Annotated in this window: 22 protein-coding genes; 3 read left to right on the forward strand and 19 right to left on the reverse strand. The window is 41.5% G+C overall.

Annotation, left to right across the window (positions count from 1 at the left end):
• Positions 1 to 79 precede the first annotated feature (79 nt).
• Together H6G86_RS26005 and H6G86_RS26010 are read left to right on the forward strand one after the other, a co-directional pair.
• Positions 80 to 340, forward strand: coding sequence for a hypothetical protein (locus tag H6G86_RS26005; protein ID WP_190936734.1), 261 nt, complete (start codon positions 80 to 82; stop codon positions 338 to 340).
• An 82-nt stretch (positions 341 to 422) separates the two neighbouring features.
• Positions 423 to 842, forward strand: coding sequence for a hypothetical protein (locus H6G86_RS26010; protein WP_190936735.1), 420 nt, complete (start codon positions 423 to 425; stop codon positions 840 to 842).
• A 150-nt stretch (positions 843 to 992) separates the two neighbouring features.
• Here the strand turns inward: H6G86_RS26010 and H6G86_RS26015 are convergent, their stop codons facing one another.
• The 12 genes from H6G86_RS26015 to acsA all read right to left on the reverse strand — a co-directional run bounded on the left by H6G86_RS26015 (position 993) and on the right by acsA (position 12,636).
• Positions 993 to 2,141 (reverse strand): chymotrypsin family serine protease, encoded by a 1,149-nt coding sequence (locus H6G86_RS26015; RefSeq protein WP_190936736.1) that lies wholly within the window; start codon positions 2,139 to 2,141, stop codon positions 993 to 995.
• Between the two features lie 22 nt (positions 2,142 to 2,163).
• Positions 2,164 to 2,391, reverse strand: a complete 228-nt coding sequence (locus H6G86_RS26020) for a hypothetical protein (RefSeq protein WP_190936737.1) — start codon at positions 2,389 to 2,391, stop codon at positions 2,164 to 2,166.
• 36 nt (positions 2,392 to 2,427) lie between these two features.
• Entirely contained in the window at positions 2,428 to 2,766 is a 339-nt protein-coding gene (locus H6G86_RS38235; RefSeq protein ID WP_199338427.1) for a hypothetical protein, read from the reverse strand.
• Between the two features lie 324 nt (positions 2,767 to 3,090).
• Complete coding sequence (locus tag H6G86_RS26030) at positions 3,091 to 4,149, reverse strand: cyanophycinase (RefSeq protein ID WP_190936738.1); 1,059 nt, start codon at positions 4,147 to 4,149, stop codon at positions 3,091 to 3,093.
• A gap of 93 nt (positions 4,150 to 4,242) precedes the next feature.
• A complete protein-coding gene (locus H6G86_RS26035; protein WP_190936739.1) occupies positions 4,243 to 5,394 on the reverse strand; it encodes a tRNA-dependent cyclodipeptide synthase in 1,152 nt (383 codons plus the stop codon).
• 780 nt (positions 5,395 to 6,174) lie between these two features.
• On the reverse strand, positions 6,175 to 6,483 hold the full coding sequence (locus H6G86_RS26040; protein ID WP_190936740.1) for a hypothetical protein: 309 nt from the start codon (positions 6,481 to 6,483) through the stop codon (positions 6,175 to 6,177).
• Between the two features lie 167 nt (positions 6,484 to 6,650).
• Positions 6,651 to 7,040, reverse strand: coding sequence for a malic enzyme-like NAD(P)-binding protein (locus tag H6G86_RS26045; RefSeq protein ID WP_190936741.1), 390 nt, complete (start codon positions 7,038 to 7,040; stop codon positions 6,651 to 6,653).
• Between the two features lie 323 nt (positions 7,041 to 7,363).
• Positions 7,364 to 7,621: an acyl carrier protein gene (locus H6G86_RS26050; protein WP_190936742.1), complete on the reverse strand. Its 258-nt coding sequence runs from the start codon at positions 7,619 to 7,621 to the stop codon at positions 7,364 to 7,366.
• A 30-nt stretch (positions 7,622 to 7,651) separates the two neighbouring features.
• Positions 7,652 to 8,884: a dihydrolipoamide acetyltransferase family protein gene (locus tag H6G86_RS26055; protein ID WP_190936743.1), complete on the reverse strand. Its 1,233-nt coding sequence runs from the start codon at positions 8,882 to 8,884 to the stop codon at positions 7,652 to 7,654.
• A complete protein-coding gene (locus H6G86_RS26060; RefSeq protein ID WP_190936744.1) occupies positions 8,877 to 9,872 on the reverse strand; it encodes an alpha-ketoacid dehydrogenase subunit beta in 996 nt (331 codons plus the stop codon). Before H6G86_RS26060 ends, H6G86_RS26055 begins: the two co-directional genes overlap by 8 nt.
• The gene (pdhA, locus tag H6G86_RS26065) at positions 9,869 to 10,879 is read right to left on the reverse strand and encodes a pyruvate dehydrogenase (acetyl-transferring) E1 component subunit alpha (RefSeq protein WP_190936745.1); all 1,011 of its coding nucleotides are present in this window, start codon (positions 10,877 to 10,879) and stop codon (positions 9,869 to 9,871) included. The genes H6G86_RS26060 and pdhA overlap by 4 nt, the downstream gene beginning before the upstream one ends.
• The gene (gene acsA / locus H6G86_RS26070) at positions 10,879 to 12,636 is read right to left on the reverse strand and encodes an acetate--CoA ligase (protein ID WP_190936746.1); all 1,758 of its coding nucleotides are present in this window, start codon (positions 12,634 to 12,636) and stop codon (positions 10,879 to 10,881) included. The genes pdhA and acsA overlap by 1 nt, the downstream gene beginning before the upstream one ends.
• Positions 12,637 to 13,061: 425 nt before the next feature.
• On the opposite strand from acsA, the gene H6G86_RS26075 reads away from it, so the two are divergent.
• The gene (locus H6G86_RS26075) at positions 13,062 to 13,427 is read left to right on the forward strand and encodes a carboxymuconolactone decarboxylase family protein (protein WP_199338428.1); all 366 of its coding nucleotides are present in this window, start codon (positions 13,062 to 13,064) and stop codon (positions 13,425 to 13,427) included.
• Positions 13,428 to 13,599: 172 nt separating this feature from the next.
• Here H6G86_RS26075 and H6G86_RS26080 read toward each other — a convergent pair whose 3' ends face one another.
• The 7 genes from H6G86_RS26080 to H6G86_RS26110 all read right to left on the reverse strand — a co-directional run bounded on the left by H6G86_RS26080 (position 13,600) and on the right by H6G86_RS26110 (position 19,822).
• Positions 13,600 to 14,757: a carboxylate-amine ligase gene (locus H6G86_RS26080; protein WP_190936747.1), complete on the reverse strand. Its 1,158-nt coding sequence runs from the start codon at positions 14,755 to 14,757 to the stop codon at positions 13,600 to 13,602.
• Between the two features lie 70 nt (positions 14,758 to 14,827).
• Positions 14,828 to 15,019, reverse strand: coding sequence for a hypothetical protein (locus H6G86_RS26085; RefSeq protein ID WP_190936748.1), 192 nt, complete (start codon positions 15,017 to 15,019; stop codon positions 14,828 to 14,830).
• A 184-nt stretch (positions 15,020 to 15,203) separates the two neighbouring features.
• Positions 15,204 to 15,806, reverse strand: coding sequence for a YbhB/YbcL family Raf kinase inhibitor-like protein (locus H6G86_RS26090; RefSeq protein WP_190936749.1), 603 nt, complete (start codon positions 15,804 to 15,806; stop codon positions 15,204 to 15,206).
• A gap of 424 nt (positions 15,807 to 16,230) precedes the next feature.
• On the reverse strand, positions 16,231 to 17,676 hold the full coding sequence (locus H6G86_RS26095; protein WP_190936750.1) for an RtcB family protein: 1,446 nt from the start codon (positions 17,674 to 17,676) through the stop codon (positions 16,231 to 16,233).
• Positions 17,677 to 17,735: 59 nt separating this feature from the next.
• Entirely contained in the window at positions 17,736 to 18,164 is a 429-nt protein-coding gene (locus H6G86_RS26100) for an archease (protein ID WP_190936751.1), read from the reverse strand.
• Between the two features lie 33 nt (positions 18,165 to 18,197).
• Positions 18,198 to 19,376 (reverse strand): M20 metallopeptidase family protein, encoded by a 1,179-nt coding sequence (locus H6G86_RS26105; RefSeq protein ID WP_190936752.1) that lies wholly within the window; start codon positions 19,374 to 19,376, stop codon positions 18,198 to 18,200.
• A 14-nt stretch (positions 19,377 to 19,390) separates the two neighbouring features.
• Positions 19,391 to 19,822 (reverse strand): pentapeptide repeat-containing protein, encoded by a 432-nt coding sequence (locus tag H6G86_RS26110; RefSeq protein ID WP_190936753.1) that lies wholly within the window; start codon positions 19,820 to 19,822, stop codon positions 19,391 to 19,393.
• Positions 19,823 to 19,901: the final 79 nt, after the last annotated feature.

The raw sequence follows: 19,901 nt of genomic DNA on the forward strand, positions 1-19,901 counted from the left end.
ACGCAAGCAACCACTTATAAACTGCAACTTGGATTAATAATTGAATATATTTTTCATAAAAATTTTTCATAAAACAAATATGATGCAACAAAATTTACCTACAACACTTAAATTAGATGTAGATGGGCAATCGAGAAATCTTCACCCTGATCTAGTTAGACAATTAGCAAGAATTGCTCAAGAACGACAAACTGACATATTAACAGTAGTATTACAGGCAATTGCCACGGAAATTTATCTATGGCAAAAGCTTCAAGATTCAAATACAAAGCTTTTACTTGAAGATGATAGAACAATAACAGAATTAAGATTTAGAGATGAGAGAAGTCAGCATTATTGATATTATTTTTTATTATCCATAAAAAATAAATTTTAAAAATATTCCAGTTACAAGTCAAGCTATATAGATGTCGTCTGCAAATATGGGACAGCGTAAAGTAGAACATGAATTAGTTACATCTGAAACTGAACTTATTTCCAATGCTATTGTTATGACTAAACCTCCTTTTACCTCTGGCGAATATCCTAAACCTTCTCTTACCCCAGGCGAACCAGAACCACAAGTAGGCGAATATCCTAAACCTTCTCTTACCCCAGGCGACCCACAAGAACGAGAGTATGTTCGTAAATGGTTAGCATATTCATTAATGGCTATATTTGGAGTTACTATTTTGTCCTCATTGATTTTTGTTTTCATAAATCCATTTATCAATGCTGGGATTGATAAAAAAGATAATGACAATCGTGCAAAAGATTTTTTAACCTTAATACTTACCTCTGAAGTCGGTTTAATTGGAGCAGCATTAGGTTTTTATTTTGGAGAAAAAAATAAGTCAACTTGAACTTTTCTCCAGTTCACAAGCGAGAATTTTTGGTTAACTTAACTTGAGTTCTCCAAACCTCTCCTTACAAGGAGAGGTTTGGAGAAGGGGTTGTTCCAGTCGTCTAACTCATATCACGTTAGCAGACTACTAATGGACTCAGACAAACTTCTAGAGCATCTGTTCTGCAATTTCTACCCGCAGGAGCGATCGCACATTCTCGATTTGATTAACAATAGTTGCTACTGACGAGCCAGCAAATAGTAATCCTACAGCCGCCGGAACGTTATTTACCAAAGTCGCAACCAATGAACCAGAATCACCACCAGCAGAAATATTAGTGGTAATAATTTGATCCTTGAAGCGGGCTGTTCTACCGTTACCATAGCCGACATCGACGGTAGCACTAATGGCTGTAATTCTACCGCTTGTAAAGTTGGTGGTGCGTCCAGTTTTAAACACAGGCATTCCCACAGTTACATCCTGCTTGCGTCGCCAGCCTCGTACATAACCCAACCAGTAGATTTCCCGATCAATATCATGGAATGCTGCTTCTGCGATCGCAGCATCTACAAGGTTGCGGTGCTGTTCTCTAGGAATTGTTGGTTCAAAGTCAATCGGTACAAATCGGTTCAGACGAGCGATAACATCTGTGGAAGCGTTTCCGCCATCAAAGGGGCCTGGTTGCAATATAGGATCTCCCACCGCAGCATCGTTGCTGTTAGCCAAAACGTGATTATTGCTGAGAATATAGTAACGGGGTGGAGTACCTACACCATGCACAGGCGGATTAGTAGAACCTCCTGGCAAAATATCGTACACGCAAGTAGCAATAGTCCCTGCGGTAATCTTGTAATGTCCAACGCTGTAGCCTCCTTCAGCTGGGCGGGCGCGTTTAGCCAGCAACTCAACCCCCATCTCTGGTATCTCCATCCTTTCCGTAACACGGTAAGTTCCAGTTGCACCATTAGTAGGTTGTATTAACTCGGTTCTTACCTGTGTGGGTTTTTGGCGTAATTCTCCCACTCCCGCAAAAGGATAACCGATTTCCAAAACATCAGTTTGCATATCTGCCAATCTCGATGGTATGAGATCAGCCCTACTCAACTCATCTCTTGGTATCTTGTGAGTTACTAATGTCAATAATGCTGGCTCACCTGTAGGTTCTCCATTCCGCCATTTTACGCCCACTCCCAAACCAACAACATTGGGTCGTAGCTGCCCTGGCTTCATAAATTCTTCTACGGCGGCTCTGTGAGCTGTTTGTACCTCTGCTGTGTACTGTTGAGACAGTATCATCTTATTTTCATCTAATTTCATATCAAATCTCCCGTTGATTTGCTTAAATTTGTGCTGTTACAGTCCCAATTTCTTCAACATCTGTCTCACACCCTTCTATAAACTTCGGCACAACTTCTTGAGGCTGCAAGTGAGATTCGGGAATTTTTTGGGTGACAAAAACCTTAATCACTGTCTTTCCTTTCTTCTCACCAATACCAACGCCTGTAACGTTGGGTAGTCTCATCAGTTGTTCTTCATGATTTTGTTTGACGGTATTAACTTGGTTCATCACCATCTCCTATTTACAGAGATAAAATGCTTTTTATTATTGAGGCTGTGCTTGAATAGCTCCTGTCACTTGTGTATCTACTTTGAATCCATCCAATTGCTTTGGTATTTGATTTTTTAAATTCGGAGATTCATTTTCTAAATACACTTTTATGCAAGGTTTATTTTCACATTTACTAATTCCCACACCTACGACACCATTAATACTCAGTAAATCAGATTCATATTGGTCTTTTACCTGTTCAATAGTTTGGTTAACTGATAAGTAGCTTGACGAAAATAAAGGTTGTTTATTCTGATTTACAGCAAATAATGAGAAAAATAGTAAACTTACTAATACTATGGACAGGAAAACAATTGTTAATTTCTTATCCATCTTACATATATCTAAAATTGAGGCTGTATTTTATCTTTATCCAATACCTTGCTAAAAGCAGTCTTAACTTTAATGGGATATTTATATACATCTATATTGAAATAAAGATAAAACTAGGTATTTGAGATACTCGTTGGCTAAAGCCACACTATTCATTGATAAGGTATTCCTAAATACTAAAAAATAACTAGATTAACTTATCAGCCAACGGATATAGTTTTTGAAAAAAAATATATATTCCCAAAGAATATTACAAAAAGAATCATTTATGTCTTTAGGAAGAGTGTAAATGATTCCTTGTAAGTTTCTGATACCACACACTTATCAAGAACGAATTGGGTTTCGTGTGAAACCTGACATTCCCCCAGTAGTAAACCAGTATTCCCAAGTTCCACCAGCAGCAGTTGACCAATTATTGAGGTCAAAGTGTCCGCTTCCTTCAGGATCTCCTGAGATTTTATAGACTTTTACAGCTTGTCCGTTATGATTCCAAATTAACGGTAAATCAGGTTGAATTTGTTCTGGTGCTGCACCATTAGTTTGGAGAAAATAGGCATCTTCTCCTTTACCTCTACCATTACCAAATACTTTCGCAATTCCTTGGTTATCGATCACAACAAATGCTCCTTCTTCTAAACCAATGGCAAAAAACGGCAGTTGATTGTTATTTTCATGCACCACTCTCGCTAAAAAGCCAAAAATTCTGCCATATCTAGTTTCAGGGTTATCATTATCAACTCTGTCTAAATGAGTGTCAGTAATTACATTTTTGAGAATAGGAATTTTAATAAAATCACTGAAATAAATATCCTTCGTATTGGGATGAAAAGGATTATTTAAAATTTCTGAACTCAGTACACTTTCATGAGCAGGTACATAATAATAATCTCCCAGAATAGCCATACCCGCGCTTGTTCCACCAATGGGAACTTTTTTGTGATTAACTAAGTAATCAATTGCTTCTTCTACAGATGAACCTTCCCAATGATCTTCATATTTATTTTGATCGCCACCAGCTATAAATAAGGCTTCTGCATCACGGATGTATTGGATAACTCTAGGATTATTTGCTGCTTTTCGGTGATTGATAGCAAGTTCAGCAGAGGAACTGACAAATTTTTGATAATTATCACAGATCCAATCAGCTTGTGAGCCAATTTCACCAAAACGAAGCACTAAATAATCTCCCCTATCTGCATTGTTAAGAAACCATCGAGTAGCGGCATCTTCTCCGGGTGTATTTTCTTCCCCTCCACCAATCAACAGAATGCACGCAGTAGGATGTGAGGAGTTACTATTAACTCTGTCACAATTAGTTAGATGATAGTCATAATTTTCACTCTCATCACCTATCCGTTCAGGATGTATGAATAGTCTTCTCATAAATATTATTCCTGCTAAAGGTTAGGCTCATTGAGATTTTGTTAATCTCATCTATAGCTTGCTGCGACAATTAGGCATTCTACAATAGCAGAATTATCGCCCTTTAAGACGTAAATAAACATAAATAATATTTTGTAGACAATCAGGTATACCTGGATAATGCCCTAAAGCAATTTCCTTAAAAATCCCTAAAGAACCTGGATAAATCATGATTGATAAATCATATTTAACCAGACAGGCGGCAATCGCAATTTCTTCGAGCAAATATCTACTAGACATTTCTACATAAAGCTCAAAATTTTCAGTATTACTTTCAAAATGGTGAAGTACAAATTCTCTAGCATACAATTTAAACAAATTAGAAATTTTTATATCATCTTTAACAGCTTTATGTAATTGCTCATGATATTTAAAATAATCTTCTGTTTTTTGAATATCTGAACAAAAGATGACATCATAATCATAATTAGCGGCATAACCTTCAAAAACATAACCAGCATTATAGATGTACTCTCTTCCAAGAATCAGTGCCTTATTACGTGCCTGATATTCGTTTAAACCTTGATTTATTTGCAGAGTAATTCGATGTATGCTATCGCCAACAAAAATTGTGCATTTTTTAAAATGTTTACTAATCCAATCTGCCATTGCTAGCAATCTTGTTGTTGAGAACTGCTCACTTTCTAAACTTACACCTAAAAAACAATGTTCATAATTTTTAAGTTTTTGTTTTGCAGATTCTGGTATAACTTCTTCAATTTCTACTTTGTACTTCGGCCGAGTTAAAACTACTATTTGATTCCGAGGATTTAGAAGTTTTTTAAAATCCCTATAGTTCATGAGTAGCAGATCAGCATTAGAATAGGCGTAAAAAGCTACTTCTGGGTTTTGAGCTAATTCTCCAAGCCAAAAAACCTCCATATCGTAAAGTTCCCCATAGGGAGGAAGGGTACCAAATTCACAATTAGGAATCAGATTTTCAAATTCTTGCTGATTAAGTACTCTAATATTGTTTGTACCTAAAACTTCCTGGAGAGAGTTTATATTGATTCTTAGACTAGCTGGTGCAAGAATCATGGCTGTTTTTGTGCCATCAATTTCTACTAATAAGTTTTCAATTAAATTCGTTCCTAATGAATGTTTATACCTTGTCAATTCCCGCAATGTATGGGCAGGTGAATAATGGATATTTGTGTATTTGATTTGATGGCTGTTGAGGAATTCTTGCAGTTGCTGAATAGACATATAAATTTATCTATCAAACTGTACTCATAGCTGATTTATAAACATAAAAAAATACTTTACGTCCCTCTAAAGATATCCTTCTAAAGGAGTATATTTTCCAAGGGAAGCACATCTACTTTCATAAATAATTTGTAAACTAGAGTAAAGTCTTTGATTCGTAAGAGTTTCAGAAATTTGAGCCAATCAATGGGATATCCTTAAGATTCTCTTTACGAATCAGCTCTCACTACAATCGACTTTGATACCGATAATTTTTTCAATTTGACGCGAATAGTATAATAGTGTCGTGCCAGGAGCTTATGAAGTGAAAATTTACCGAGAAGGGGAAAAGGTTAAGGGGTAAAGGGTAAAGGGATGAATACAAAACCTTTTCCCCATCGGTTTAAAGCCTCCTCTTTCAAGAGGAAGAAAGAAATGTGTTTTGAGATGCGTAGCAAGAAAAAACACGGCATCCATATTTGAAACCCCATACTTTTAAGTAGGGGTTCCTTTCCCCCTTCCCCTTTCCCCCTTTCCCCTTCTTATTCATCAATTCTTAAGTAAAAAAACTTGAGCAACCATAGCAGATATTTATATGCCTGATTCTCAAGTTAAGAAAAAATATGAGGAATTTGACGGAATAAAATTTTCAAAACCACAGCATCATTCCTAGAGTATTAGAAGTGACCTATTCTGCCCTAAGCTCGGCAAAAATTTTAAAGTTTCAGCAAAGCTGATTTGCTGTTCTTACTCACTCATCATATTGTCTCGCAATTAGTTTAGGTTAAATACCTACTCCCATTAATCTTCCACCCAACACAATAAACCTAGAGCTTGATCCATTTGGGTTTTGAGTTTTTCCCCAACAACTTTTAGTTTCATTTCATCTTGTAATAATACTTTGATGGGGTTAAATGCTGGAGGTAATCTTCTAGATTCTGGAATTCCTAATGGATAAAATAGAGGATGAGTTACTGTTGGTATTAGCCAAGTATCAGGAACAGATTTAGCCTCAACTCTCGGACTTGGCGTTTCCCAAGGATCGGGAATGAGTTGTTCTACAGATAAGGTAGATTTTTGGGGTGGATTTCTAGATATATTCTTTAACATAACTTAAACCTCCCAACTTTTGTCTGTAGCGTTATCGTCAGCCTGTTTGTGATAGTTATGCACAAGCTTTACTTTAATTCTATTTTAACAAGAATTGAGAGACATAATTCTGAATCTTCAGGGTTTTATTTGTTTAAATTAAAGTATTTTACTAATAATTTTTTCCCTTACAAAGAAGGAACAAGCCCAGCTTCCACGAGCAATTTTGTCATTTCCCGCGAGTTCTGAATAATCTCCAATGCTTGCTGATGTTCTTGTTCATAAGTTAATGGAATTTGGGCAATACCTTGGGAAACCGCCTTCACTCCTACGGCAGCTGCAACATGAGCAACTACTTCCCATTCGTCCATAGTCGGCAAGATGTACTCAGGGTTGATTCCGGTTTGAACAGCTATATCAGCAAGGACATTAGCGGCTACCCAACACATCTCGTCTGTAATTGTCTTGGCGCGAACATCCAATGTGCCACGGAAAAGACCTGGAAAAACTAAGGAATTGTTCACTTGATTGGGGAAGTCGGAACGTCCAGTCGCAACAATTGCAAATGGCAAAGTCATTCAAGTTATTGATTGGGCAACGCAAAGCCGTCTGGATTTTGCCACGATAAAGCCGATGCAGACGCATAGCATCAATCGCAGGTTGGGTAGCTTGAGCAAGCAACTGTTCAGAATTTATCTGTTTTATATCGTTTTCAGACATATAATTTTTCTGACTGATGGATATAACAGAGAATTACCGGAGAAATTCGCACTAACTGCTATTTAGTGAAAAACCCTATTTAAATTGGTATTAGCTTTACTCTCAAAATAAAACAACAATGTGAGGAAAATGTGAGTAAACCATATCTATTTGTCAAAGTTACGATGCTGCCAAAATCCTGTTAGTCAGCAGAGGTTGAAATATAGCGAATTATATCTGTGAGAGTTACAAGCTTGCCATAATCAGCTTCTGGAATCTCGACACCAAAAGCCTCATTTAGCCCGATCATCAAATTGAGAAAATCATAGGAGTCAATATCAAATTTTGCTCGGATATCTTCATCTGCTTGCAAATTTCCTAAATCGGCTTCCGGTGCAATTTTGCTCAAGATATTCAAAATAGTCTGTTTGATTTGGGTTTGAGTTGAAGTTGGAGTCATGATTGAATTTTTGATTAGTGATAGATGTGTTTACAATTTCTCAACAGCTTGTAGATGAGTATTCAGTGCTTGCAAAAATCTCGCGCCTACTATCCCATCTGTAGCGCGATGGTCTCCTGCTAAGGTTGCCGTCAGGACTGGGCGAACATCGAGCATCCCACGTTCTGCCCAAGGTTGCTCGGAAATTTTGCCGAATCCGACTAAGGCTACCTGCGGGGGATAAATTACGCCAAAGACCTTTTCCACACCCATATCACCTAAATTTGTGAGGGTGATAGTTGCATCAGACATTTCCGAACTGCGGAGACGACCACCGCGCGTCCGCTCGATTAAGTCGCGCATGGCTGTCATTAATTCATCCAAATTTTTGAGGTCGGCATGGTGGATGGCTGGTGTCACTAAACCTCCTTGACGGAGGGAAATGGCAAAGCCAATGTGGATGGCTTCTTGTAACTGGAGGTGGTCGTCAATCCAGTAGCCGTTAAGTTCTGGTACTTCTATCAGGGCTTTCGCCGTGGCTTTTATCAGTAAAACTATTGGTAATATACGTTCTTTAATTGACCGCTTTTGATTTTCCGCTTCTAACCATTGCAGGGGATGACTCATATCAATGCGGGTTTCTAGATAATAGTGAGGAATATCCCGGTTAGAAAGCGACATGGCAGCCGCGATCGCTCGACGCATCCCAACTTGAAAATCGACTGTTGTTGTTGGTTTAGCGACAATCGGTGCTATTTCTACCTCAACTGGCTTCTCTATTGCTGGCTTGGCTGCTTTAGTCTGCAAAGCCGCAGCCGCTTGTTCTACGTCCACTCGCTGAATGATACCATCGGAGGCATGGGAGCGAACATCACTTAAATCAACACCAAGCTCATCAGCTAACCTCCGGGCTAGAGGTGAGACACGCAGCCGTTTCTCTGCTTCTTTAGCTACTGTTGGTACGATGGGAGTTTCTTCTATTGGCTGGATGGGGGGCTGTTTGCTTTCAGTTGTTAGTCCTGCGGTAACAACTTCTGCTTCTGTAACTGCTTGGGGGTGAATCTTAGCCATCACCGTTCCCACGGGAACTTCTGTGTTGGGTTCAGTCAGAAGCTCATCAACGATGATATCTTCAAAGACTTCAATCTCCATGATGCCCTTATCTGTTTCCACATCTGCGATGATGTCGCCCCGCTTCAGGCGATCGCCTGGTTTGACTTTCCATTCCACTAAAGTGCCTGTCCGCATATCAGCACCGAGACTGGGCATACAAAAATCAGCCATTTCTCCTCACCATCCTCCTCACTGTCTTGGCAATATCATCAGCCTGTGGTATCGCAGCTTGCTCTAAATGGTTGGCGTAGGGCATTGGAACCTCTGCCGCACAAATCCGCTCAACTGGTGCATCCAGGTCATAAAAGGCACGTTCCATAATGCGGGCGCTAATCTCCGCAGAGATGCTACCACTACGCCAGCCTTCATCGACAATTACGGCTCGGTTAGTCTTGGCAATCGATGTTAAAAAAGTTTCATTATCCAGAGGGCGAAGGGTGCGTAAATCGATGACCTCTGCTTCAATTCCCTCTTGTGATAGGGTTTGGGCTGCTTCTAGAGCCTTAAATAAGCTGGCACTGTAAGTGATGATAGTTACATCACTACCTATGCGCCGGATGCAGGCATGGTCAATATCAACGGCTCCGGCATCTGCTGCTATTTCTCCATCCATATTGTATAAAATAGTGTTCTCAAAAATTAGCACTGGATCTGGGTCTGCGAGTGCAGTCCAAAGCATCCCCCGCGCATCTTCTAACACCGCAGGTGTGAGTATCTTAATGCCGGGAATATGAGCATACCAACCTTCCAAACTGCGGGAGTGCTGTGCTGCTAACTGCTTACCCCCACCCGTCCCCATGCGAATCACTAGAGGCACGTTGAACATACCACCAGACATGTGTAGATAGGTGGCTGCGGTATTGAGAATTTGGTCAGCAGCTAGCAAGCTAAAGTTGACTGTCATCACCTCGACAATGGGGCGCATACCACCCAGTGCCGCCCCAATCCCTGCTCCAGTAAAGCCTGACTCACATAGCGGCGTGTCCATAATTCGTTCTGCACCAAACTCTTGCAGCAGTCCCTTACTGACCCCAAAAGCACCACCATAGCGCCCCACATCTTCACCCATCAAAAAAACTCGCTCATCTTTGCGGATTGCCTCGCGGAGTGCTTCGCGGACGGCTTCTCGATAGGTGGTATGAACCATTTGATTTGTCATGTTTCCATACCTCCCTCAGAGTAAACAAAGCGGGTTAACTCCGCGATGGGTTCCCAAGTACCTGCTTCTGCAAAGGCGATCGCATTCTCGATTTCTCGTGCCACGTTCTGTTCCATTGCTTCCCATTCCGTATCGCTGAGTAGTCCCTGTTCCTGTAATCGCTTGGCAAATGTCTCGATGGGACAGCGTTGCTTCCACAGTTCCACTTCGGCTTTATCCCGATATAGTTCGGCATCAAACATGGAATGGGCGCGGAAGCGATAGGTAATACATTCTAAGAAGAATGGTTTGCCTTCCTCCCGCACCGCAGCGACAGCTTTTTGAGCAGCTTCCTCAACTGCTAAAATGTCCATCCCATCGACAGCAGCGTTATCGATACCGTAATTGTTAGCTTTTTGGGCAAGATTTGTGACTGAGTGGGAGTACTTCAAGGCAGTACCCATTGCATACTGATTGTTTTCACAGACAAATAAAACGGGAACTTGCCACAGTGCAGCCAAATTCAATGATTCGTGAAATTCACCTTCAGCTACTGCGCCGTCGCCCAAAAAACAACAGATTACTTGTGGTCTGCCTAGTTTTTTGTCTGCCAACGCCAATCCTACCGCCAGAGGTAAACCACCACCGACAATGGCATTACCTCCATAAAAGCGTTTTTCCTTGTCGAATAGATGCATTGAACCACCCCGACCGCGACAACAGCCTTCTTGCTTGCCAAACATCTCCGCCATTACGGTAGTCATCGGTATACCCCGGACTAAGGCTTGACCATGTTCACGATAGGTAGCAACGATCGCATCCTCTGGTCGCAATACCTGCATCACCCCGACTGCAACTGCTTCCTCACCGTTGTATAGGTGCAAGAAGCCCCGGATTTTCATGACTCCGTACAGTTCTGCACACTTGTCTTCAAAGCGACGAATCCGCAGCATTTGATGGAGTAAATGATGGTAGTGTTTCTGCTCAACAGCAGCAACTTCTGGCTCTACAACAGTTTTTTTCTTCATTAGTTTGTCTCCAATGTTGACAAGTCACCTTCCGGTAAACCTAACTCCCGCGCCTTCAGCAAGCGCCGCATAATCTTGCCACTGCGAGTTTTGGGTAGGTTGTCTTGAAAGGCAATTTCCTTGGGAGCGATCGCTGCGCCTAATTTCTGCCGCGCAAAACCAATGAGTTCGAGTTTGAGGGCTTCGCTAGGCTGCTGACCGGGTTTCAATGATACAAAGGCTTTGACTAATTCCCCAATCATCGGATTGGGCTTACCAATCACACCTGCTTCGGCGACGGCTGGGTGTTCCATCAAAGCACTTTCGACTTCAAAGGGGCCGACCATGTGACCGGAGGTTTTAATAATGTCGTCCTCTCGCCCGACAAACCAAAAATAACCGTCTTCATCACGGGTAGCTAAATCGCCAGTAATATACCAATCTCCGACAAAGCATTTGCGGTAGCGTTCTTCGTCGTGGAGATAGCCGCGAAACATGGAAGGAAAGCCAGATTTTAGGGCTAAGTCTCCATCCATCCCTGGTTTGTTTATCACCTCTACCGTGCCATCCTCATGTCGCCGCACGATCGCGGCCTCAATACCGGGAATGGGACGACCCATTGAGCCAGGACGGATATCCATCGTGGCATAATTGGCAATCATGATTCCGCCTGTTTCGGTTTGCCACCAATTGTCATGGATGGGTAAACCTAGCTTTTCCTCACCCCACACAACTGCTTCTGGATTTAGGGGTTCTCCGACACTGTGAATCAGCCGCAAATGGCTCAAGTCATACTGTTTTCTAGGTTCTATATCTACCCGCATCAAGCGGCGAATGGCTGTGGGAGCGGTGTACCAGACATTGACTTTTTGAGTTTCCAGAATGCGATACCAGCGATCGGCATCGAACTCTGCTTCATCAATGATGCTAGTTACACCGTGGGTGAGAGGGGCAATGATGCCATAGGAAGTGCCTGTCACCCATCCCGGATCGGCGGTACACCAAAAGATATCATCGGGATGAAGGTCAAGGACGTATTTGGCTGTAATGTAGTGAGCGTAAACAGCTTTGTGGACGTGAATCGCACCTTTGGGCATTCCGGTTGTCCCACTTGTGAAGTGCAACAACGCCATATCCTCTGCATCGGTGGATACAGTAGTGAACTCGTCGGAGGCTTCTGCAATGAGTTGGGGAAGTGACCAAATTCCCTCGCCCATATCTGCTTCTGCATCGGTCAGCAGGATATGTTGTAATTTGGGCAAACGCGATCGCAATTGCTCAATTTTCTGCTTGTAGAGCAATGTGGTAGTAACCAATACCTTAGCATCACCCCGATCCATACGCTGATAAACTGGTTCTGGCCCAAACGCCGAAAACAGGGGGCAAAAAACGCTGGCATTTTTTAACGTACCAAGGGCTGCAATATATAAAGATGGGATTCTTCCGGCTAAAACAAAGACGCGATCGCCTTTAACAATGCCTAGCTTTTGCAGTACGTTGGCAAAACGATTGGTTTGGGCTTTAAGTTCCCCATAGGTAAACTCTTTGACTGTCCAATCTTGAGCCAGAAAACGCAACGCCACATAGTGAACTCGCGAACTTTCGGCATGGCGGTCAATCGCGATCTCAGCAATGTTTAACCCTTGACCCTCCTTCCAGCCTTTGAGTTCATCATCAACTAAACTCCAAGAAAAAGTATGGCGAGTTTCTTCATAGTTCGGTAGGTTTGGTTCTACTAAACAATTCTCCCCTGATTTCTTGATTAGTCTCCATTCCATAGTTCATCCTCTGAACTAATTAGATTTGTTAATTAATTCGCCACAGGAACTCTCTGTTTTCTGACAATTTATATCTAACCAATAGAAAATGCAATAAACATTGCATTCAGAGAAGATATGTAAACAATGATAAAAAATGAGGCTAAAGTATAGATATTCATTGCAAACCTAAGTTGCAACAAACTCTGCATTTCTCCAAAAATCTGCAAGTTTACAACATTAAGATAAATTGCATTCTATTTTTATTGAGAAGGCTTTATTTAGATTTAGGATACTCTACAATAGCTACGAAAATAGCTTCATGTCACACATCATAACAATTAAAAAAATTGAATCCTATTCCTCAAAAAATTATCTCTCAAGACAGATGAAAAATATGTGAAATTTAATAGTTATAGGAGTTAGATTTTACTCAAAGGTACGTTATGAGCGAATCCACTGGCAAATCTTCCTATACTGAGCAGATGAAGCATATCAGAAGTTATACCAGCAAGTTTTCCACTGCTTTACCGGATGTGATGAAAAGCTTCTACGCTTTGAATAAAGCTTCTTCCGCACCTGGCGTACTCGACAGCAAAACAAAAGAATTGATTGCGCTGGCAATTTCCGTAGCGATTCATTGCGATGATTGCATAGCCTTCCATACCCATTCTGCCCTCCAAGCAGGCGCAACGAAAGAAGAAATTATTGAAACTCTCGGCGTAACAGTGTTTATGGGTGGTGGCCCTGCACTAATGTACGCAACCCACGTCATGGAAGCCGTCGAGGAATTACAGCAGACTGAGGGTTGATTTGGCTACAAGAGTGATCCATTGAAAGCAATACTAGTCCTTACTGCAACACAATGCACATATTATTTGAATTTACGTCAAACAGTGATGGAAGAGTGGTATGTATAAATATCCGTAAAATCAAGCAGATGAATTAGCATGAGAAATGAGATCGCTTACAAAGGTGATTAAATCATTTGGGTGTATAGTGTATCTTGTTTTCTGGTACTAGTAATTCAGCTTCTAACTCGCTGACTAAAGAAGCAACTACTGCTTTTACAGAACCTGTGCTTTCAAACACTCGCCGTTGTCGAATATAACTTGCTCCTTGGTCTAATCTTTTTTCTAATTGGAATAGATATGAGCTATTTCCTAACGTATCGGCAGTTTCTGCTAGTACATTCAAGATATCTTTAACTATATTCCTGATGGGTCTGCTATTGCCTTGATCATCTTCAATATAATTAGCATCTAAACCCCAACGAGATGCACGAAAGTAGTTTTCTCTTTCAATCAACCAAGGAAGGGGAGTTAGCAAAAATTCTGTTGGCTTTCCTTGACTGTGATGATGCAAATACACAATTAAAGAATGGATAAAAGCCGCCAACATCATCGATTCTTTAATTGTTGGTTGAGCATCCATCACCCTAACCTCAAGAGTTCCGAAATTAGGTTGGGGACGCAAATCCCAATGGATATCGCGGATAATCTCAAACATCCCTGCATGTTGAGCATTAGCAAAGAAATTAGCAAAATCCTGCCAATTTTTAAAAGTGGGACAAATACCATAGGTTCTCAAAGATGATAAGAACCTTTGGCGAAAGGAAGCAAAGCTAGTATCGTGACCCCACCAAAAGGGTGAACTAGCAGACAGAGCCAACAAAATGGGGAGATAGGGTTTAAGTCTGCCCATAATATCTATAGCTACATCACCCGATGGCATTCCTACATGAAGCTGAACCGCACAAGTCATCATTAAATCTGCGAGATAGCCAGATGTATTTTGCTGGGCCAGATACCTGGGAATCGGAGTGATCGAAGCAAAGCGATCGCAAAATGGATGAGTTCCAGCTGCACAAATCGTCATCCCCAGTTGTTGGCATCTAACTTTGAGGTCACGCATAATAGCAAAAATATTGGCTTCTAACTCAGGGATATTTGAGCAAACCTGAGAGGCAATCTCTACCATTGCTTGGTTACATTCTGGCTGAATCCAGAAATTTTCAGGATTTTGTGCCAACAGAGGTAAAATACCATCTACCAACTGTAGCGTATCAGGATTGAGTAATTGCAACTCAATTTCCATCCCAAGAGAGAATTCGGGAGAGCTTTTGAATTCTATATCACCCATGTCAATTTATCCTTTAACTACAGCGATGGGATGCACTCATTTTGGGAAGATAAACAGTTTGACTATTTACTCAAACATCAATATTTATCTGTTCTATTTGTCGAGCAGCTTTTTCCCACATCTTAGCTGAAGTTTCATCTTGCCAATGAGTTCGCAAATATTCTGCTTTTTTGTGACATATTCGCTCTAACATCTCTAGGATTGCAGCTAATGTCAATTTATCGATTAATTCTTCTAAAGCATCCATGTATTCTTTGTGCATACGAATAACTCCTGAATGTTATAAATATCTTCTGTTCATACCCATATTTTTGGAACGGTCAAAGTATATTACTAACCAATATTCCACCTAAAAGTGAAGTTTTGGACTCACACAATTCAATTACACTCAATTGACTCAGATTTCTGCTTAGTCCTTTTGAGAAAATCATCAATTCGCAGGAAGTCTAACGCTGACGTTGGTAGCCTCCGATTAACTCTGCTGTTGCCAAAACATGACCCTTCATTGCTTGCAAAATTTGCTCTTTTGTTGCGCCTGGTGGCAAACCCAAGTTTTTGTCTAAAGCATAAAGTTTGAAGAAATACCGATGTGTACCACTAGGAGGACAGGGGCCACCATAACCTAATTTGCCAAAATCATTCTTTCCCTGCACTCCACCACTTGGTAAGGTTTTCGTAGCAGTAATGTGTTCTGGTAATTGCCGAACTGTAGGAGGTATATCGTAAAGTACCCAATGTACAAATGTGTGTCTGGGTGCATCTGGGTCATCGACTATTAATGCTAAACTTTGGGTTTCTTTTGGAGGTTCATCCCAGCTAAGAGTAGGCGAAATATCAGCACCATCACAGGTATATTTGGCAGGAATTTGGCTATTAGTTTCAAAGGCACTTTCTAATTTCATGCTTTTCCTCTCTGTTGTTAATTTACTGCTTGGGGTAGAGGCAATTTTGGTATTTTTATTATCCACAGAACTACAAGCGATCGCAGATAATTCTACTAACCCAATTATACTGAAGCTTTGAAGTAGAAATGCTCGCCTTCTGCTCATTATCTTGCACCTAATATCTTTATAATTTTTTACAAAAATTAATCATATTAATTCTTGTTTTAGCTTATATAAACAAATGAATTTAAAATTTAAAATTTAAAATTCAAATTTCAATTTATGGCAGTAGTTATTAACAGATGCAAAATAAAAAATTGCCCTACCATACAATAAAATTATGTTAGTATATAAGTGAGATCGCAGGGAAGTTCTAACATAGATGAAGAAAGTGGCAACACCAATTACCGAAAGCTAAGGTAAGAGTAACGCCAAACCAGGATCTAGGAAGATGCGACTATGGGAAGTTAGAGTGAGGAGCCTGCGAGACGTGTAAACCCAGGTTTTTTGCGGAGGGAACCTTTGTATAGAATAGGCAATTATCGCTGAAGGGTCTGGTTGAACGCAACTAGACCCTTCAGTTTATGTTTTATCCTTTGACAACAGCAACGGGATGCAGACGCGCTACTTTACGAGCAATTCCTGCTTGGCTGACTACATTTACCACTCGGCTGACATCTTTGTACGCTTGGGGTGCTTCTTCTGCTAAACCGGACATAGAACCAGCCCGGATGCTAATCCCTTCGTGTTCTAGTTCTCCCTTGAGGCGATCGCCTTTAATTTCTCGTTTGGCTTTGTGACGACTCATCACCCTTCCCGCACCGTGACAACTGGAACCAAAAGATAGGCGATCACTTGCTAGTGTCCCTAGCAAGATCCAACTGTGCGTACCCATCGAACCAGGAACAAGAACAGGTTGCCCCAAAGGACGATATTCTGTAGGTAAACCAGCAAAGCCTGGGCCAAATGCCCGTGTTGCTCCTTTACGATGGACGCAGACTGTCAAGCTTTCTCCTGCAACTTCGTGGGTTTCAATTTTGGCCATGTTGTGAGCAATATCATAAACTTGGCGTAGTTGAGAGTTTTCTGTACCAAACACCTCTTGAAAACTCCGTCGTGTATGCCATGCTAAAACCTGACGGTTAGCAAAGGCATAGTTGGCAGCTGACTTCATCGCTGCTAAATAGCCTTGTCCTTCTGGTGATTCAATTGGCGCACAAACCAATTCTCGGTCTGGTAAATCAATTCCGTAGCGGATGACTGCAAATTGCAAGTCTTGTACATAGTCAGTACAGATTTGATGACCAAAGCCACGAGAACCGCAATGAATTTGTACCCCTAAACAACCTGCGTGCAAACCCATCACTTCTGCGGCTTCCTGGTCAAACACTTCCTCAACTACATCCACCTCTAGGAAATGATTTCCCGCCCCCAAAGTGCCTAATTGACCTTTGCCGCGCTCTTTTGCCCGCTTACTAGCAGCATCTGGATCTGCCTCTGCCAAACAACCAAACTCTTCCGTGCGTTGCAAATCTTCTGCTTCGGCATACCCGTGAGTTAGCGCCCAATTAGCACCCTGTTGACATACTTGTTCTAATTCTTCATTTGTCAGAGGGACGCTGCCTTTTTCTCCCACACCGCTAGGACAATTGCGATAAAGGACACTGGCGAGATCGCTTAAATAGGGTTTGGCATTCTCATACTTAATTGTAGAGGTCAAAACACGCACACCACAGTTGATATCATAACCAACTGCTCCTGGGGAAATTATTCCCTCTGGGACTCGTGCTGCCATCACGCCACCAATAGGCATTCCATAGCCTTGGTGAACATCAGGCATAACAACTACATGACCTACTAGCCCAGGTAAACGCGCAACATTCACTGCTTGAATTATTGATAAATCGCCCAAAGCATCTTCGAGAATTTCTTCATCAGCAAAAATCCAGACAGGAACCTGCATTTTTGGATGAAATGAGGTAGGAATTTCCCACAAATAATCACTAATACGGCGAAAATCTTGTTTAGAAACCATATCCCCTCCTAAGTTGAAAATGGGCAGTAGGGGAGAATAACTGTTAACTTTTGACTAATTCAAACATCTAATACTAATGTAGCTTCCAATCCTTTTTCTGTTTCTTGAATCGAGAGATTGTGATATGTGACTGCTTTAATCAATTTCTGCCAGTTCTGCACATAGGTACCTGTGACTTCCGCCTCTAGGGAGTGTGCATCGAGATGCAAGATTTTAAATTGGTTAAATGCTAAGTTTTCACTTTCATGTAAATACAAAAGTTCATTCAACCAAGCAACCAGTAGGCTGACATAATCAACACCTTGGAGTTGAATTTTTCGCGTAATTGAAGACTCTGAGGTTAACTCGACATCAGCTAAATAATAAAGCGCGATCGCTGCTTGGATAAATAACTGAGTTAAATTCCGCCCCCAAACGCGATAAGCCCAGTCAGCTGTATGTTCAACTTCTTGAAACCCTGCCAAATTGATTAAATCTGCGCTTTTCATGAATATTACCTAAGTACCTTCTGCTGTTTTCTACTAGGAATTATCTGCATATTCTGCGATCGCTTCTCGAACTACCCGATCAAAGAAAGCTGCGCCAACTTTCAATGCTTCTTCGTCAAAGTCAAAGGAAGGACTATGCAAAGGAATGTTCTCACAACCTTGTTGACAAGCACCAAATCTGACGTAACACCCAGGAACGTGTAACAAGTAGAAAGAAAAATCTTCTGCTCCCATGCTGGGATAATCCATTGTGACTAATCCCTTTGAACCCAATAACTCGACTACAGCCCGACGGGCAATTTCTGCCTCTTTTCCTGTATTGATTACAGGTGGATAACCGTGGCGAATCTCTACCTCTACCCTGGCATTGTGTAGTTCTCCTACGGCTGTAGCTATGCGCTTCAACCCATCAATTATATAGTTCTGCACATCTAAGTTTGTTGTGCGAATAGTACCTTCTAGAATTGCTTCCTCAGCGATGACATTAGCAGCACTACCTGCTTCTACTTTACCGATGGTGACTACTGAGGGATAGGCTGGGTTGATTTCCCGTGAAACTAGGGTTTGCACAGCCATAATTAGCAGTCCGGTCACAACTACAGCATCAACAGCTTCATGAGGTCTGGCTCCATGTCCGCCTCGCCCTTTGATGCGAATGGTAAAGCCATCGGAATGGGCTGTGATTGCTCCTTTGGCAACCATAATCTCGCCGACCTGGTAGTGACGGGTGACATGACCGCCAAAGATGGCATTCACTCCTTCTAAAGCACCAGCTTGAATCATCACTTTCGCGCCAGCACCCTTTTCTTCCGCAGGTTGAAAGATGAAAACCACATTTCCTGGTGGCGGATTCTCTTTCAATAAAGCTGCTGCGCCCAACACCATTGCCATGTGACCGTCGTGACCGCAGGCGTGCATCTTACCTGGGTGCAAAGAAGCAAAGGGCAATCCCGTATTTTCTTGTCCGGGGAGAGCATCCATATCAGCCCGCACAGCAATTGTCGGTGCTTTTTGTCCAGCATTGATCAGCTTGGCAATGATGCCACTACCCACCCCACCATACCAAAAAGGAATACCTAAACGCTTAAGTTCATCTATAACGATGGATGCTGTCTTTTTTTCCTCAAATGCCAGTTCAGGATGGCGATGTAAATATCTGCGTAAATCTACCATTCGAGGGAAGACTTTCTCAGATGTCAGGACATGAGCCATAATATATCTCCTTATTATTCTTCCAACTGCATCATTTTGGCGCTTACAGGGTCAAAATCTTCTGGAAAAACTGTGTAGCTGTCATATTTGGCTGCATTTAAGTTAGCCCCGTTCAAGTTAGCTCCTCTCAAATCTGCACCTCGAAGGTCAGCTTCACTCAAATCTGCTCCCACCAACTTATCTTTAAACAAATCTGCACCACTGAGATTAGCTCCTCTCAGATTTGCCTTTCTTAAATAAACTCCACTGAGATTAGCACCACTCAAGTCTGCTCTACTAAGTTTGGCTGCATCTAAGTTGGCTCCACTGAGGTCTACTCCTTCTAAATAAGTTTCTTGTAAATCAACTTTAGATAACTCAGCTGCGCGAAAGTCTCTTTCTCCTGCTTCATACTTTCTTTTGAGTTTATGAGCGCTTTTCACTGGTTGATTAGATAAGTTTTGCATAGTAAATTCACTAGTTTTTCTAAATTAGAAGTGTTTAAATCTCTAAGTGCAACGTGGCTAATTATTTGGCTTTAATTTG

This window comes from Nostoc sp. FACHB-133, assembly GCF_014698055.1.
Lineage (GTDB): Bacteria > Cyanobacteriota > Cyanobacteriia > Cyanobacteriales > Nostocaceae > Nostoc.